The following is a 16,518-nucleotide window of genomic DNA, read 5'->3' as shown; positions in this document are numbered from 1 at the left end:
GAAAATCAGCAGGTAAATAAAAAGAGAAACAGATTATTTCAGCATTTGTAAGATTTATGCTATGCTTAAGGTAGAAAATGAAAGGGGTAACAAATGTATTTAGGAGATTTGATGGAGAAAGCCGAGTGTGGTCAATTTTCAATCCTTTCCTTTCTATTACAAGAGTCTCAGACGACTGTCAAGGCTGTAATGGAGGAAACAGGATTTTCAAAAGCAACCCTAACCAAATATGTCACCCTGCTCAATGACAAGGCTTTGGATAGTGGCTTAGAGCTGAACATCTCCTTAGAAGATGAAAATTTGCATCTGTCAATCGGTGCAGCTACCAAGGGGAGAGAGATTCGGAGCCTGTTTTTGGAGAATGCTGTTAAATACCAGATTGTGGTCTATCTTCTCTACCACCAACAGTTTTTAGCCCATCAGCTGGCTCAAGAATTGATGATTAGCGAGGCAACACTTGGTCGCCACTTAGCTGGTTTAAATCAGATTTTGTCAGAATTTGACTTATCCATCCAAAATGGCCGTTGGCGAGGTCCAGAGCATCAGATTCGTTACTTCTATTTCTGTCTTTTCCGCAAGGTCTGGTCCAGTCAGGAATGGGAAGGCCATATGCAGAAGCCAGAGAGAAAGCAGGAGATTGCTACACTAGAAGAAATCTGCGGTGCAAGTTTGTCTGCGGGGCAGAAATTGGACTTGGTTCTCTGGGCTCATATCAGTCAACAGCGTCTTCGGGTCAACGCCTGTCAGTTTCAAGTCATAGAAGAGAAAATGCGAGGGTATTTTGACAATATTTTCTACCTTCGTTTGCTGAGAAAGGCTCCGTCCTTTTTTGCTGGGCAACACATCCCTCTAGGAACTGAAGATGGTGAGATGATGATATTCTTCTCTTTCCTCCTATCTCATCGTATTCTTCCTCTTCATACTATGGAGTATATCCTTGGATTTGGAGGGCAGTTGGCAGATTTGCTGACGCAATTGATTCAAGAAATGAAGAAGGAGGAGCTGCTGGGGGATTACACAGAGGATCACGTTACCTATGAACTCAGTCAGCTTTGTGCTCAAGTCTATCTCTATAAGGGCTATATTTTACAGGACCGCTACAAGTACCAGTTGGAGAATCGTCATCCTTATTTGCTGATGGAACATGATTTTAAGGAAACGGCGGAGGAGATTTTTCATGCCTTGCCTGCCTTTCAGCAGGGGACGGATTTGGATAAGAAAATTCTCTGGGAATGGCTCCAGTTGATAGAATATATGGCTGAAAATGGTGGTCAGCATATGCGGATTGGTCTGGATTTGACATCTGGTTTTCTTGTCTTTTCAAGGATGGCAGCCATTTTGAAACGGTATTTGGAATACAATCGTTTTATTACCATTGAAGCCTATGACCGAACTCGGCATTATGATTTACTGGTTACCAATAACCCTATTCATAAGAAGGAACAGACACCAGTCTATTATTTAAAAAACGACTTGGATATGGAAGATTTGGCAGGGATTCGTCAGTTATTATTCACTTAAAAGGCTTGGTTGTTCCAGGTCTTTTTTGTGAAATTCACACAATCTCCTCACATTTTTTTAAAAATTAAAAAAAGTTGATGAACAAGAAAGCGCTTTATTTTGTATACTAGTTAGTGTAAAGAGGAAACATCCTCAAGATCTTTATCAGGAGGACAGCACATGTCACAAGAAAAATACATTATGGCCATTGACCAGGGAACTACAAGTTCTCGTGCCATCATTTTCAATAAAAAAGGAGAAAAAGTTAGCTCGAGTCAAAAAGAGTTTACCCAGATTTTCCCTCAAGCAGGTTGGGTTGAGCACAATGCCAATGAAATTTGGAACTCTGTTCAGTCAGTTATTGCGGGTGCTTTCATCGAAAGTGGTGTCAAGCCAAATCAAATCGAAGCAATCGGGATTACCAACCAGCGTGAAACAACGGTTGTCTGGGATAAGAAAACAGGGCTCCCTATTTACAATGCTATCGTTTGGCAATCACGTCAGACAGCACCTTTGGCTGAGCAACTAAAAAGTCAAGGTTATGTGGAAAAATTCCATGAAAAGACTGGTTTGATTATCGATGCTTACTTCTCTGCGACCAAGGTTCGTTGGATTTTGGACCATGTAGAGGGCGCTCAAGAGCGAGCAGAAAAAGGGGAATTGCTCTTTGGTACCATTGATACTTGGTTGGTTTGGAAATTGACTGATGGTGCGGCTCACGTGACTGACTACTCAAATGCAGCTCGTACCATGCTTTATAACATTAAAGAACTCAAATGGGATGATGAGATTTTGGAAATCCTCAACATTCCTAAGGCTATGCTTCCAGAAGTTCGTTCTAACTCTGAAATCTACGGTAAGACAGCCCCATTCCATTTCTACGGTGGAGAAGTGCCAATCTCAGGTATGGCTGGGGACCAACAAGCAGCCCTCTTTGGGCAGTTGGCCTTTGAACCTGGTATGGTTAAAAATACTTATGGAACAGGTTCTTTCATCATCATGAATACTGGTGAAGAAATGCAGTTATCTGAAAACAACCTCTTGACAACCATTGGTTACGGAATTAATGGCAAGGTTTACTATGCATTGGAAGGTTCTATCTTCATAGCAGGTAGTGCCATTCAGTGGCTTCGTGACGGTCTTCGCATGGTCGAAAATTCACCAGAATCTGAAAAATACGCTCGTGATTCTCACAATGATGATGAAGTTTATGTCGTTCCAGCCTTTACAGGTCTAGGCGCTCCATACTGGAACCAAAACGCTCGCGGTTCTGTCTTTGGATTGACTCGTGGAACAAGCAAAGAAGACTTTATCAAGGCAACTCTTCAATCAATTGCTTATCAAGTACGTGATATTATTGACACAATGCAGGTGGATGCGCAGACAGCTATTCAAGTATTGAAAGTGGATGGTGGAGCAGCTATGAACAACTTCCTCATGCAGTTCCAAGCTGATATTTTGGGAATTGACATCGCACGCGCTAAAAACTTGGAAACAACAGCTCTAGGGGCAGCCTTCCTAGCAGGTTTGTCAGTAGGTTACTGGAAGGACTTGGATGAGTTGAAACTCTTGAACGAGACAGGAGAACTCTTTGAACCATCCATGAACGAATCTCGCAAGGAACAACTCTACAAGGGCTGGAAGAAGGCTGTGAAAGCAACTCAAGTTTTTGCGGAAGTAGACGACTAATACTGGCAGAATAAAGCGATTTATTTAGAAAGTGTGTAAATATGGAATTTTCAAAGAAAACACGTGAATTATCAATTAAAAAAATGCAAGAACGTACCTTGGACCTCTTGATTATCGGTGGGGGAATTACAGGGGCTGGTGTAGCCTTGCAGGCAGCAGCTAGTGGTCTTGAGACTGGTTTGATTGAAATGCAGGACTTCGCAGAAGGGACATCTAGCCGTTCAACTAAATTGGTTCACGGAGGACTTCGTTACCTTAAGCAATTTGACGTAGAAGTGGTCTCAGATACAGTTTCTGAACGTGCAGTGGTTCAACAAATCGCACCACACATTCCAAAACCGGACCCAATGCTCTTGCCAGTTTACGATGAAGATGGAGCAACCTTTAGCCTCTTCCGTCTTAAAGTAGCCATGGACTTGTACGACCTTTTGGCAGGTGTCAACAATACACCAGCTGCCAACAAGGTTTTGAGCAAGGATCAAGTCTTGGAACGCCAGCCAAACTTGAAGAAAGAAGGTTTGGTAGGAGGTGGGGTTTACCTTGACTTCCGTAACAACGATGCGCGTCTCGTGATTGAAAACATCAAACGTGCCAACCAAGACGGTGCCCTCATTGCCAGCCACGTTAAGGCAGAAGGCTTCCTCTTTGATGAAAGTGGCAAGATTACAGGTGTTGTAGCTCGTGATCTCTTGACAGACCAAGTCTTTGAAATCAAGGCACGCCTTGTTATCAACACGACAGGTCCTTGGAGCGACAAGGTACGCAATTTATCTAATAAGGGAACACAATTCTCACAAATGCGTCCAACTAAGGGAGTTCACCTAGTAGTGGATTCAAGTAAGATTAAGGTTTCTCAGCCAGTTTACTTTGATACAGGTTTGGGTGACGGTCGTATGGTCTTTGTTCTCCCACGTGAAAACAAGACCTACTTCGGTACAACGGATACAGACTACACAGGTGATTTGGAACATCCAAAAGTGACTCAGGAAGATGTAGATTATCTACTTGGCATTGTCAACAACCGCTTCCCAGAAGCCAACATTACCATTGATGATATTGAAAGCAGTTGGGCAGGTCTTCGTCCATTGATCGCAGGCAATAGTGCTTCTGACTATAATGGAGGAAATAACGGAACCATCAGTGATGAAAGCTTTAACAACTTGATTGCGACTGTTGAATCTTATCTCTCTAAAGAAAAAACGCGTGAAGATGTTGAGTCTGCTGTTAGCAAGCTTGAAAGCAGTACCTCTGAGAAACATTTGGACCCATCTGCAGTTTCTCGTGGTTCGAGCTTGGACCGTGATGACAATGGCCTCTTGACTCTTGCTGGTGGTAAAATCACAGACTACCGTAAGATGGCTGAAGGAGCTATGGAGCGCGTGGTTGACATCCTCAAAGCAGAATTTGACCGTAGTTTTAAACTCATCAACTCTAAGACTTACCCTGTTTCAGGTGGAGAATTGAACCCAGCAAATGTAGACTCAGAAATCGAAGCCTTTGCGCAACTTGGAGTGTCACGTGGTTTGGATAGCAAGGAAGCTCATTACCTAGCAAATCTTTACGGTTCAAATGCACCGAAAGTCTTTGCTCTTGCTCACAGCTTGGAACAAGCGCCAGGACTCAGCTTGGCAGATACTTTGTCCCTTCACTATGCAATGCGCAACGAGTTGGCTCTTAGCCCAGTTGACTTCCTTCTTCGTCGTACCAACCATATGCTCTTTATGCGTGATAGTTTGGATAGCATCGTTGAGCCGGTTTTGGATGAAATGGGATGCTTCTATGACTGGTCAGAAGATGAAAAAGCCTCTTACCGTGCGGATGTCGAAGCAGCTCTTGCTAACAACGATTTAGCAGAATTAAAAAATTAAGAAAAAATAAAAGAGGTGGCGGGCAGGACTCCTAGTCTACCCTCTCCTCCTTTTTAATGGAGACAGAAAGATGATGAATGAATTATTTGGAGAATTTCTAGGGACTTTAATCCTGATTCTTCTAGGAAATGGTGTTGTTGCAGGTGTAGTTCTTCCAAAAACTAAGAGCAACAGCTCAGGTTGGATTGTGATTACCATGGGTTGGGGGATTGCAGTTGCGGTTGCAGTATTTGTATCTGGCAAGCTCAGTCCAGCTCATTTAAACCCAGCTGTGACTATTGGTGTAGCCTTAAAAGGTGGTCTGCCTTGGGCTTCCGTTTTCCCTTACATCCTAGCTCAGTTTGCAGGGGCTATGCTCGGTCAGATTTTGGTTTGGTTGCAATTCAAACCTCACTATGAGGCAGAAGAAAAAGCAGGAAATATTTTGGCTACTTTCAGCACAGGACCAGCTATCAAAGATACTGTATCAAACTTGATTAGTGAAATCCTTGGAACCTTTGTTTTGGTCTTGACAATCTTTGCTTTGGGTCTTTACGATTTTCAGGCAGGTATCGGAACCTTTGCGGTGGGGACTTTGATTGTCGGTATCGGTCTATCACTAGGTGGGACAACAGGTTATGCCTTAAACCCAGCTCGTGACCTTGGACCTCGTATCATGCACAGTATCCTTCCAATTTCAAACAAGGGAGACGGAGACTGGTCTTACGCTTGGATTCCTGTGGTGGGACCTGTTATCGGTGCAGCCTTGGCCGTTCTTGTATTCTCACTTTTCTAATTTGGAAAACAACTATGTTGATAGAGCTTGAGCAAGAGCCCAATTTCAGCAAAAAATGAAGTAAATCTTCTCACAATAAAACGCATCATATCAAGCACGAAAATTCCACGAGGTCAACTATAGTCAGAAAGCTGAACAACAAGCCAAAACGCCCAAAAAAGGCGGCAAAAAGCAAGCACCTGCAAGCAACGTGCCGAAATGGTCAAATCCTGATTATGTCAACGAATTAGACCCAAAAATCGTTGATATGCTAGTAGAATTTCACAAGTCACAAGGCACTTTGGAAACTCCCGAGGCGCAAGCAGAAATCGCTCAAAAACGTGAAGAAATCGAGCAAAGGAGAGCTGAGCTTGAGGATAAAAAACAAGAGCTTTTGAACCGCTTGAACAAATAGAGTTTCGCAAGTATTATGCTTACAAATTACTTGAGCAATTAACTAAAATACAAACCCTGCCTTTATATCTAGGCAGGGTTTATATTTTAGAAATTCACGTAGGTTGTTACGGTTTTTACATACCCAGTATAGTCTGAGTTTCTATAGTATTCAGTGATAAACTTCCATTTTCTTTGCGCAACATGGATATAAGTACTTGTTATGTAGTATGGATATGGGCTTTGTGAATCCAAGTAAGACTGATAAGCTTGTATACCAAAATATGCTCCACCAATTATGCCACCCCATGGGCCACCCACCATAGAACCTATAAGACCAAAGAACGCGGATATTCCAGAACCAATCATGAAGTTAGCGAATGTGTTGGCTAGTTTATTCCCATGTATTGTGTTGACGTAATTCCAAACATTAGGATCGTATGATCTAAAAGATATATTTAGGTCGATTTCATTCTTTTGATAAGCCATATAAAATGACCCATTGATATAGACACCATCAGCACGTTGTTCAATAGTGTCTACACTTCCATCTGGATTGACCACCTCAAGAACTTCATCACTTAAAATATTTACTTGCGTATCTCCGAACCGCACTGATGAGCCATTCTTAAACTGAGTCTCACCAGATACAACTTTAGAGTTTGCCGATAAGCTATCATCAGCAAAAACAACAAGCGATGGGGAAATGCTAGACATACAGAAAACAGACATAACTAGCAAACACATGCATTTAAACATCTTAGACATAACGGAAACTCCTTTGTATTTTTGATTTTTTTCAACTTTTATTATACAATAAAACCAAATAAAAAGAAAGCGGTAACAGTATGCTTAATGTGAAAATTTTTTATATATTTTTATTTTTGATCGTTGTCGAAACTACAGGCTTGTTGTTTTTGAAAAGAGGTCTCGAAATGGGCTATTTAGACACAGGAGCTATCATCCTTGCAGTTTTTTCATTTGCTTTCTACAACCTATGTTCATTCGGTTGGGTCTACTTTACAATAAAAAACAATAAAAAATAAATAGACGTATTTTCAAAAAAAATTACATATTTATATCAGTAAAACGACGATTTAAATCGTCGTTTTTTTGTATAACTCCCCCTGAAATTTATTTTAATTATGCAGATTTCACGTATTTTTGGTGCTGAGACAACGATTCTGAGAGCTTTTCAGACTTTTTTGCGACCTGTCTATCATTAGAAAAGCTTAGAGCGCCAAGGGATTTGAGCGTTTTTCTGATTTTTCAGACTTTTTCTCCAGTCTCTTTTTTCGATTGAAGATGTAAGTATTTTAGTAACTAATTTCTTAGTACTAGCCAACAACGATAATCATAATTCCTTCAAAAAGTAGGAAGAATAAAGACAATAGTTTTTGCTTTTTCATGTGAAATACCTCACTTTTATTTTCTTCTATTTTATGCTAAAATATTAAAAATCAAAAATTGTTCCCGTATATGCTTGTTGGAGAGATATTATGAAAAAATTTGGAGAAATTTTTAAAAAGTTTCGAGAATCTAGAGGGTTTCGCTTAAAAGATGTCGAAAAAGCTGGTATATCAACATCACAGCTCTCACGTTTTGAAAAGGGAGAGACTGATTTAACCATTTCAAAATTTATGGCTATTTTGGATGAAATTAACATGTCTATTGATGAATTTATGTATGCTGTTCATGATTTTCATCGTGATGAACTGAATGAACTCTTATCAAAGATTAGGCATTTTGTATCAAATCATGATGTTGATGGGTTGAAAAAACTACTTTATTCTCAGATGGAGTCAGATTCTAAACAAGAGAAATTTCATAAGCTTAACATTATTTTATTAAAAATTCGTTTACAAGATTTATCTGGAGAAGCTTATTATTCTGGTGATGATTTATCTTATCTAACTGACTATCTCTTTAGTGTTGAATATTGGGGATACTATGAATTATTGATTTTTTCAAATACGTTAGATGTCCTAAAACACGATGTCTTCATGGTTTTGGCTAGAGAGATGTCTAGACGTTCTGATTTTTATAAAGAAATTCCTAATAATAGACGATTGATTTCATCTATGCTATTAAACGGATATATCACATGTATTGAAAGAGGAAAATTTCTTGATGCTTTGTATTTTGAAAAGCAACTGAATCAATGCTTTTTCACCGAGATAGAAATTTATGAACGGTTGGTGTTTCAGTATGCACAACATCTGTATCGCTACAAAAAAGAGATGGATTGTAAAGCAATTATTGAAATGAGGAAGTGTATTGGAGCAATGAAATTAGCGGGAAGTAACCATTTGGCAAAGAATTATGAAGGACATTTAGAAAAAATTTTAGCAGATAAAGGGTAGTGTGCAGATATGGGAAAGGAAGTATCTCGAAATAATATTTTGATAGAATTGTCTTTAGAAATTTCAATTACGGTTGTTTTATCAGTTCATTGTATTTGAGCGATAGGATTTTTCGAAGTTGTCACCATAATTATGAATTTTGAGGTATTTAATATGCAAGTTCTATCTCCATATATTTTAAGAAAGAAAAGTGAAACAGGAGAATTATTTTTCAATAGTAAAAATAATCATTCTTTTTTCATTACAAATGATTTACAAGATGTTATGAAAAATGATTTAGAGATTAAGGAACAATATGAAAATTATTTGAATAAGTATAATTATTTTCAAGAAGAAAATGAATTCGAGAATACAATAGATTATGTTAAAAATAGTGAAACGGAGACGTTAGAATTTACAATTTTAACACATGGAGACTGTAATTTTAGATGTAAATATTGTTATGAAAAATTTGAAAATATAAAAATGAGTAAAGAAACAGAGATTGCGATAGTTGAATTTACAGAAAAACTATTATCTGAATCTATGTTTAAATCTTTACATGTATCATGGTTTGGAGGAGAGCCTTTATTAGGGCTAAAAACGATAAAGAATCTTTCAAAAAAATTTATTAGTATTTGCTCTCAAAATGGACTTGATTATTCTGCTAGTATAACAACTAATGGATATTTGCTTAATGAACGAATGATTCATCAGTTAATTCTAGACTATCGCGTTAATAATTTTCAGATAACAATTGATGGAGATGAGGAAAGTCATAATTTTCAAAGAGTGTTGCGTAATGGAAAGGGATCATATATCAAGATACTCGAGAATATCAAAGGTTTACAAAATTCAAATTTGAATTTTTATTGTAATTTAAGATTTAATATATCGAAAGAAAATTTTAATAATGTTAAGATTTTTTTAGATTCAGATGGGAAATATTTTAAGCATGATAAACGATTTAGATTTTATTTTTATAATGTAGGTAGTTGGGGTTGTGGGGAGCGTGCCCAAAATTATAAAGTGACATTACCTAATTCAGATGCTAGTTTTGAATTATCAAAGTTTGCCATAAAAAAAGGTTATAATGTTCCTGCTGCTAGAGGTATAATAACAAATTTGTTCAACTGTTATGCAAATAGAAAAAATCACTATACTATTAATGTAAAGGGTGTAATTCAAACTTGTACGGTTGCCTTGTATTCTAATTCTAATATATTTGGAAGTGTACATGCTAAGTTTAATAAGGAAAAGTTTGATAAATGGCACTTAAACATGGATTCAGATTGTAAGCAGTGTCCTATTGCTTTAATTTGTAAATCAGGATTTTGTCCGCCCAAACATAGAAGTAATAAGCAAAGAACATTATGCAATCAAATAAAAAAGAAAATTGATAAAAATCTAGAATTATTTATGTTAAATAAGGAATATTGTGATTATCTTGATGCAATAAGAGAGGGGGTGAAAAGATGATTGTAATTGAAAATAAGAGTACTACTCAACTTGATATACTTGTACTCCGTGATCATTATTGCGATGAAGATGGAAATGAGTTTTAGATTGATTTTTAAAATATAAATCGAAATTTAGTTAGTCTAGTTCAGGAGGTAATCACTCTTAATAAACAGCATCATATATAGGTTAATTAAATTATTGTATAGTCTCAGTTGGAGTTAATTTGTTTATAACTTTTAGACTGAGGCTTTTATATCTATTCGCTTTCTTTTAGATAGGCTTATTTATGAAATTTCTAAAATACATTAAAACTAATATTTTTATCTATTTTTTAATAGGAGTGCTTTTGAATAGTGGGATGGCTCTAATAAAGCCATTGTTATTGGATAAGCTATTGAATATTCGTGAAGAGCAACTTACAATTGGTACAATTTCATACTTTGTTTTATATGGCCTGTGTTTACACCTGTTTTTTTATAGCACGATGTTGCTAGCAAATTTTGTCAGTAATAATCTGCAGCGTCATCTACAAATTAGTTTAAAAGATCAGCTTATTAAGAAACTATTTTTGAAAGAAAATGTTGTAGATGATGAAAAAGTTTCAATTCTTACACAAGATATGGAACTGCTCTATAATCGCTTCTTTTTACCCTTGGATATGATAGTTGGAAGAGTTTTTATACTTTGTACAACGATTGTTTTTATTTTGGTGCAAAATTTTTGGCTTGGTCTTGTTTTTATAGTGTTCTCTTTTCTTCGACCATTACCTCAATGGGTAATGAATAATCGTTTAATGAAAAGTGGTGAAAATTTTTCGGAAATGCAAAAATCTTTTCATCTATCTGTAGGAGATTTTTTTAAGGGAGCAGATACGATATATTTTTATGGCGCTAGTAAAGAAAACTTTGCTAAGATGAGAAAAAACAACGAGTGTTACGAGAATGCTCGTTGGAAAAATGAATGGACTAGCAATGTCGTTTATTTTTTCAATGGTCCTTTAGAATTCCTTAGTCAGGTACTACCTCTTGCACTTGGTCTTTTATTACAAAAGAGTGGTATAGAGTTAACAACAGCTAGTTTGGTCTCTATGTATATAGCTACAATGAATCTTAGCGGACCTATTCAAAGAATTATGTATAGCATATCTGATATACAGCGATCGCAAACAGTGAAAGAAAAAATATTTTCATTATTGGAAGAATCTTGTTTAGAAATATCATATCCGACAGTCGAATCTTTAGTTGAGCTAGTTTTGGAGGGCGTTTCAAAACAGGTTGGAGAGCAAGTGCTCTTTTATGATTTGTCACTTAGATTAACCAAGCCAAGTAAAGTTTTAATAAAGGGAGCTAGTGGTACCGGAAAGTCAACTCTCCTACAATTGGTAGCAGGAAAGATAAGTCCGAATAGTGGTAGAATTATCGTACGTGATAAATCAGGCCGAGAATTTACTCATTATCAAGGGAATGTCGCTTATATCTCTCAGAATCCATTTTTCAGACATGGGACAATCCGAGAAAATTTAACATTAGGACAGGAGATTTCAGATAAAGAATTACTCTGTTGCCTAGAACAAGTTGGCTTAACGAATGAAATCACCAATATCTTGGATTATCAACTGATAAATAATGGAGAAAACATTTCAGGTGGACAACGTTTACGACTTGAATTAGTTCGCTGTCTGCTTCGACAAAAAGACATTGTGTTGGCGGATGAGGTTACATCATCCTTAGACAAGGACAATGCATATCAAGTGCGCCAGTTACTTTTGCAGTTGCCTATCATTTTGATTGAAGTTGCTCATCATATTGATTCAGAAACGGTTTATAATCAAGTAATTGATTTGGGAAAATATAGAATAAAATAAATAGACTTGTTCGGCATCTTGCTAGCTATAATATATATTCTATATTATGGATTGTTTTAGCTGATTTAAAGATATGAAAACTAAAAACGATGACTAAGTTGGAATGTTAAAAATTCAATTTCTGACCACCTAATCTTGTGTCAAATAGTTATCAAACAAAGTCTACTATACCATTTATCAGTTAAATATTTTTATGTTATAGGAGCGCTACATGTCTAATTCATTTGTCAAGTTGTTAGTCTCTCAATTGTTTGCAAATTTAGCAGATATTTTCTTGAGAGTAACAATCATTGCTAACATATACATTATTTCAAAATCAGTAATTGCCACATCACTAGTTCCCATTTTAATAGGGGTATCCTCTTTTGTTGCGAGTCTTTTAGTTCCTTTAGTTACTAAAAGGATAGCGCTAAATAGAGTTTTATCTTTATCCCAATTTGGAAAGACTATATTATTGGCGATACTGGTAGGAATGTTTACCGTAATGCAATCCGTAGCGCCTTTGGTAACCTATCTATTTGTTGTTGCAATTTCAATATTAGATGGTTTTGCAGCACCTGTTTCTTATGCTATTGTGCCGCGCTATGCGACCGATTTGGGTAAGGCTAATTCAGCCTTATCAATGAGTGGTGAAGCTGTTCAGTTAGTGGGTTGGGGATTAGGTGGACTCTTGTTTGCAACAATTGGTCTGTTACCTACCACGTTTATCATTTTAATCTTGTATATAATTTCTAGCTTTCTGATGTTATTTCTTCCTAACGCTGAAGTGGAGGTGTTAGAGTCAGAAACTAATCTTGAAATTTTGCTCAAAGGTTGGAAGTTAGTTGCTAGAGATTCTAGATTAAGACTTTTTGTATCAGCCAATTTATTGGAAATTTTTTCAAATACGATTTGGGTTTCTTCCATTATACTTGTTTTTGTAACTGAGTTATTAAATAAAACGGAAAGTTACTGGGGATATTCTAATACAGCATACTCTATTGGTATTATAATTAGTGGCTTAATTGCTTTTAGGCTATCTGAAAAGTTCCTTGCTGCTAAATGGGAAAGTATTCTTTTTCCTCTTGTAGCTATGGCAATAGTGACACTGACTATTCTATTTTTTTCAAATGCACAGATATTTTTAGTATTTTCAGCTTTAGTTGGTATGTTATCGCAGCTAAAAGAAGTTCCTGAAACTGTATTTCTTCAGGAAACAGTAGAGGAAAATAACTTGGTTAATGTCTATTCCGTTCTTGAAGTGATTTCGACATTAGCATTTTCAGTATTTGTTTTGCTAATGAGCTATATTACTGAGAGTTTTGGTATTAGCATCAGTTTTTGGCTATCAGCCATTTGTCTGATGATAGAAGCTATTTTAATTTATATCAGACGAGATTATTTTAAATGAGAGACGGGTTAAAAAGTCTTGAAAAATTAGAAAAGCGCATAGTATCAGGTGTCGAAAACTTGATATTGTGCGTTTTATTATGAGAAGATTTACTTCATTGTCTCCTGAAATGGAGTTTTGAAGCAGGATCACTCTATTTGAAATATACATAGAAAAACCGCATAATCCTTAAAATAAGCTGAAATCTATTGAAAACATATGGTAAACAATTGAAAAACTAGTCTATAAAGTGGTACAATAGTAGAAAAATACTATAGTAAGAGTCTATCTTATTTAGCAAAAATTACAGAAATGAATGGTTTTTCTTGATGAAACAGAGAAAAGAATTGTACCTTTTTCTTGGTCGGACAGCCTTGTATTTTCTTATCTTTCTAGGGCTGCTTTACTTCTTTAGCTATCTTGGTCAGGGTCAAGGAAGCTTTATCTATAATGAATTTTAACTTGAAGGAGAATTCCTATTGTGTCAAATAAACCAATAGTAGATATGATTGAAACCATTGAGCATTTTGCTCAGATACAGCCTAGCTATCCTGTTTACAATGTTTTGGGTCAGGAACACACTTATGGCGATTTAAAGGCTGATTCGGATAGTTTGGCTGCAGCCATTGACCAACTAGGATTGCCTGAGAAGTCTCCTGTGGTCGTTTTTGGTGGCCAAGAATATGAAATGTTGGCAACTTTTGTAGCCTTGACTAAGTCAGGACATGCCTACATTCCAATTGATAGTCATTCGGCCTTGGAGCGAGTTTCGGCTATTTTAGAAGTAGCGGAGCCAAGTTTGATTATTGCTATCTCAGACTTTTCATTGGAGCAGGTTTCTACACCGATGATGACTCTAGCTCAGGTTCAAGAAGCCTTTGCTCAAGGGTCTAGATATGAGATCACGCATCCAGTCAAGGGAGATGATAACTACTACATCATCTTTACTTCTGGTACAACTGGTAAGCCAAAGGGAGTGCAGATTTCACATGATAACCTCCTCAGCTTTACCAATTGGATGATTACGGACAAGGAATTTGCGACGCCAAGTCGTCCGCAAATGCTGGCTCAGCCACCTTATTCTTTTGACCTGTCTGTCATGTACTGGGCTCCGACCTTGGCATTAGGTGGTACGCTCTTCGCTCTTCCTTCAGCTATTACTCAGGACTTTAAGCAACTCTTTACGACCATCTTTTCATTGCCAATCGCTATCTGGACATCAACCCCTTCTTTTGCAGATATGGCCATGTTGTCTGAAGACTTTAATAGCGAAAAAATGCCTGACATCACGCATTTCTACTTTGATGGTGAAGAATTGACGGTCAAAACAGCTCAAAAACTACGTGAGCGTTTCCCCAATGCCCGTATTATCAATGCTTACGGCCCAACAGAAGCGACAGTGGCCCTGTCCGCAGTTGCCGTGACAGATGAGATGCTAGCGACTCTCAAACGCCTACCAATCGGTTATACCAAGGCTGATTCTCCAACCTTTATCATTGACGAGGACGGCAATAAATTGCCAAATGGCGAACAGGGAGAAATCATTGTTTCTGGACCAGCCGTTTCAAAAGGTTATATGAACAATCCTGAAAAAACAGCGGAAGCTTTCTTTGAGTTTGAAGGACTGCCAGCCTACCACACAGGCGATGTGGGAACCATGACAGATGAGGGCTTGCTTCTCTACGGCGGACGCATGGACTTCCAGATTAAGTTCAACGGTTACCGCATTGAGTTAGAAGATGTCTCGCAAAACCTCAACAAGTCTCGTTTTATCGAATCTGCTGTTGCTGTTCCACGTTATAACAAGGATCATAAGGTGCAAAATCTGTTGGCCTATGTCATCTTAAAAGATGGTGTGCGTGAGCAGTTTGAGCGAGATATTGATATTACCAAGGCTATCAAGGAAGATTTAACAGATATCATGATGTCCTACATGATGCCGTCTAAATTCCTTTATCGAGACAGTCTGCCACTGACTCCAAATGGAAAAATTGACATCAAAGGATTGATTAACGAGGTGAATGAGAGATGATGGAGTTCTTTCAACAGCTTCCTCATTTAGAGCCATATGGCAATCCTCAGTATTTTGTCTATGTGATTGCTGCAACCTTGCCCATCTTTATCGGCCTCTTTTTCAAGAAACGCTTTGCCTGGTATGAAGTGCTGGTTAGCCTCTTCTTTATTGTCACCATGTTGGTAGGTGGGAAGACCAATCAGTTGGTTGCCTTGGGTATTTACCTTTGCTGGGAAATATTGCTCGTACTCTTCTACAAGCACTATCGAAAAAGTAAGGATGGCAAGTGGGTCTTCTACCTAGTTAGCTTTCTATCCCTCCTTCCGATTATCTTTGTCAAGGTGCAGCCGGCTATCAATGGAACGCAGTCTTTGCTTGGGTTCTTGGGAATTTCTTACCTGACCTTTCGTTCGGTTGGAATTATCATCGAGCTGAGAGATGGAGTGATTAAGGATTTTACCTTCTGGGAATTCCTCCGCTTTCTTCTATTTATGCCGACTTTTTCAAGTGGCCCAATCGATCGCTTTAAGCGTTTTAATGAAAATTATCAGACCATTCCTGAGCGAGATGAGTTGATGGATATGCTGGATGAATCTGTTCGCTATATCATGTGGGGCTTTTTGTACAAGTTTATCTTAGCTCATGTTTTAGGAGAGACCTTGTTGCCTCCTTTGAAGAATTTAGCCTTGCAGTCAGGTGGTTTCTTTAATCTCTATGCCTTGGCAGTTATGTATACCTTTGGTCTGGAACTTTTCTTTGACTTTGCAGGTTATTCTATGTTTGCCTTAGCCATTTCAAATTTGATGGGAATTCGTAGCCCTATCAACTTTAACAAGCCCTTTTTATCAAGGGATTTAAAAGAGTTTTGGAATCGTTGGCACATGAGCCTCTCTTTCTGGTTCCGTGACTTTGTCTTTATGCGAATGGTGATGGTGTTGACCAGAAAGAAGATCTTTAAAAATCGTAATGTAACCTCAAGTGTGGCCTATATTGTAAATATGCTGATTATGGGATTTTGGCATGGTGTGACCTGGTACTATATCGCCTATGGACTCTTTCATGGGATTGGACTGGTTATCAATGACGCTTGGATTCGTAAGAAAAAAACGCTCAATAAGGAACGGAAAAAAGCAGGGAAAGCTGCTCTACCTGAGAATCGCTGGATTCAGTTGCTTGGCATGGTTGTCACCTTCCATGTCGTCATGCTGTCATTCTTAATCTTTTCTGGATTTTTGAATGATTTATGGTTTAAAAAATAAAAGGA

The 16,518-nt window shown here is 37.7% G+C and carries 13 protein-coding genes; 12 read left to right on the top strand and 1 reads right to left on the bottom strand.

The window, feature by feature from the left end; all coding sequences use genetic code 11:
• Positions 1 to 93 precede the first annotated feature (93 nt).
• The 5 genes from HT679_RS03060 to HT679_RS03040 all read left to right on the top strand — a co-directional run bounded on the left by HT679_RS03060 (position 94) and on the right by HT679_RS03040 (position 6,226).
• Positions 94 to 1,521, top strand: coding sequence for a helix-turn-helix domain-containing protein (locus tag HT679_RS03060; RefSeq protein WP_173212904.1), 1,428 nt, complete (start codon positions 94 to 96; stop codon positions 1,519 to 1,521).
• 159 nt (positions 1,522 to 1,680) lie between these two features.
• Positions 1,681 to 3,189: a glycerol kinase GlpK gene (glpK, locus tag HT679_RS03055; protein WP_049511829.1), complete on the top strand. Its 1,509-nt coding sequence runs from the start codon at positions 1,681 to 1,683 to the stop codon at positions 3,187 to 3,189.
• 41 nt (positions 3,190 to 3,230) lie between these two features.
• Positions 3,231 to 5,057, top strand: coding sequence for a type 1 glycerol-3-phosphate oxidase (glpO, locus tag HT679_RS03050; RefSeq protein WP_173212902.1), 1,827 nt, complete (start codon positions 3,231 to 3,233; stop codon positions 5,055 to 5,057).
• Between the two features lie 70 nt (positions 5,058 to 5,127).
• Positions 5,128 to 5,832, top strand: coding sequence for an MIP/aquaporin family protein (locus HT679_RS03045; protein WP_173212900.1), 705 nt, complete (start codon positions 5,128 to 5,130; stop codon positions 5,830 to 5,832).
• 190 nt (positions 5,833 to 6,022) lie between these two features.
• Complete coding sequence (locus HT679_RS03040) at positions 6,023 to 6,226, top strand: hypothetical protein (protein WP_001127305.1); 204 nt, start codon at positions 6,023 to 6,025, stop codon at positions 6,224 to 6,226.
• An 86-nt stretch (positions 6,227 to 6,312) separates the two neighbouring features.
• Here HT679_RS03040 and HT679_RS03035 read toward each other — a convergent pair whose 3' ends face one another.
• The gene (locus HT679_RS03035) at positions 6,313 to 6,921 is read right to left on the bottom strand and encodes a hypothetical protein (RefSeq protein ID WP_173213000.1); all 609 of its coding nucleotides are present in this window, start codon (positions 6,919 to 6,921) and stop codon (positions 6,313 to 6,315) included.
• 782 nt (positions 6,922 to 7,703) lie between these two features.
• Here HT679_RS03035 and HT679_RS03030 point away from each other — a divergent pair.
• From HT679_RS03030 to dltB, 7 genes are all read left to right on the top strand, one after another.
• The gene (locus tag HT679_RS03030) at positions 7,704 to 8,567 is read left to right on the top strand and encodes an Rgg/GadR/MutR family transcriptional regulator (RefSeq protein WP_173212898.1); all 864 of its coding nucleotides are present in this window, start codon (positions 7,704 to 7,706) and stop codon (positions 8,565 to 8,567) included.
• 153 nt (positions 8,568 to 8,720) lie between these two features.
• Positions 8,721 to 10,025: a radical SAM protein gene (locus HT679_RS03025; RefSeq protein WP_173212896.1), complete on the top strand. Its 1,305-nt coding sequence runs from the start codon at positions 8,721 to 8,723 to the stop codon at positions 10,023 to 10,025.
• Positions 10,026 to 10,293: 268 nt separating this feature from the next.
• Positions 10,294 to 11,871 carry an ABC transporter ATP-binding protein gene (locus HT679_RS03020; protein ID WP_049511825.1) on the top strand — a complete coding sequence of 526 codons (1,578 nt, stop codon included), beginning with the start codon at positions 10,294 to 10,296 and terminating at the stop codon, positions 11,869 to 11,871.
• Between the two features lie 211 nt (positions 11,872 to 12,082).
• Positions 12,083 to 13,261 (top strand): ryptide export MFS transporter, encoded by a 1,179-nt coding sequence (locus HT679_RS03015; protein WP_173212893.1) that lies wholly within the window; start codon positions 12,083 to 12,085, stop codon positions 13,259 to 13,261.
• A 308-nt stretch (positions 13,262 to 13,569) separates the two neighbouring features.
• Complete coding sequence (locus tag HT679_RS03010) at positions 13,570 to 13,701, top strand: teichoic acid D-Ala incorporation-associated protein DltX (protein WP_000813667.1); 132 nt, start codon at positions 13,570 to 13,572, stop codon at positions 13,699 to 13,701.
• A 20-nt stretch (positions 13,702 to 13,721) separates the two neighbouring features.
• A complete protein-coding gene (gene dltA, locus HT679_RS03005) occupies positions 13,722 to 15,272 on the top strand; it encodes a D-alanine--poly(phosphoribitol) ligase subunit DltA (protein WP_173212891.1) in 1,551 nt (516 codons plus the stop codon).
• Positions 15,269 to 16,513: a D-alanyl-lipoteichoic acid biosynthesis protein DltB gene (dltB, locus tag HT679_RS03000; RefSeq protein ID WP_173212889.1), complete on the top strand. Its 1,245-nt coding sequence runs from the start codon at positions 15,269 to 15,271 to the stop codon at positions 16,511 to 16,513. The genes dltA and dltB overlap by 4 nt, the downstream gene beginning before the upstream one ends.
• Positions 16,514 to 16,518 lie beyond the last annotated feature (5 nt).

The sequence above is a fragment of the Streptococcus sp. 4886 genome (genome assembly GCF_013276485.1).
Lineage (GTDB): Bacteria > Bacillota > Bacilli > Lactobacillales > Streptococcaceae > Streptococcus.
This window is presented reverse-complemented; position numbering and strand designations above follow the sequence as displayed.

Bases quoted from the DNA above. Each gene is read 5' to 3' on its own strand.
- HT679_RS03060 (WP_173212904.1), top strand. From the start codon at position 94: ATGTATTTAGGAGATTTGATGGAGAAAGCCGAGTGTGGTCAATTTTCA.
- glpK (WP_049511829.1), top strand. From the start codon at position 1,681: ATGTCACAAGAAAAATACATTATGGCCATTGACCAGGGAACTACAAGT.
- glpO (WP_173212902.1), top strand. From the start codon at position 3,231: ATGGAATTTTCAAAGAAAACACGTGAATTATCAATTAAAAAAATGCAA.
- HT679_RS03045 (WP_173212900.1), top strand. From the start codon at position 5,128: ATGATGAATGAATTATTTGGAGAATTTCTAGGGACTTTAATCCTGATT.
- HT679_RS03035 (WP_173213000.1), bottom strand. From the start codon at position 6,921: ATGTCTAGCATTTCCCCATCGCTTGTTGTTTTTGCTGATGATAGCTTA.
- HT679_RS03030 (WP_173212898.1), top strand. From the start codon at position 7,704: ATGAAAAAATTTGGAGAAATTTTTAAAAAGTTTCGAGAATCTAGAGGG.
- HT679_RS03025 (WP_173212896.1), top strand. From the start codon at position 8,721: ATGCAAGTTCTATCTCCATATATTTTAAGAAAGAAAAGTGAAACAGGA.
- HT679_RS03020 (WP_049511825.1), top strand. From the start codon at position 10,294: ATGAAATTTCTAAAATACATTAAAACTAATATTTTTATCTATTTTTTA.
- HT679_RS03015 (WP_173212893.1), top strand. From the start codon at position 12,083: ATGTCTAATTCATTTGTCAAGTTGTTAGTCTCTCAATTGTTTGCAAAT.
- HT679_RS03010 (WP_000813667.1), top strand. From the start codon at position 13,570: ATGAAACAGAGAAAAGAATTGTACCTTTTTCTTGGTCGGACAGCCTTG.
- dltB (WP_173212889.1), top strand. From the start codon at position 15,269: ATGATGGAGTTCTTTCAACAGCTTCCTCATTTAGAGCCATATGGCAAT.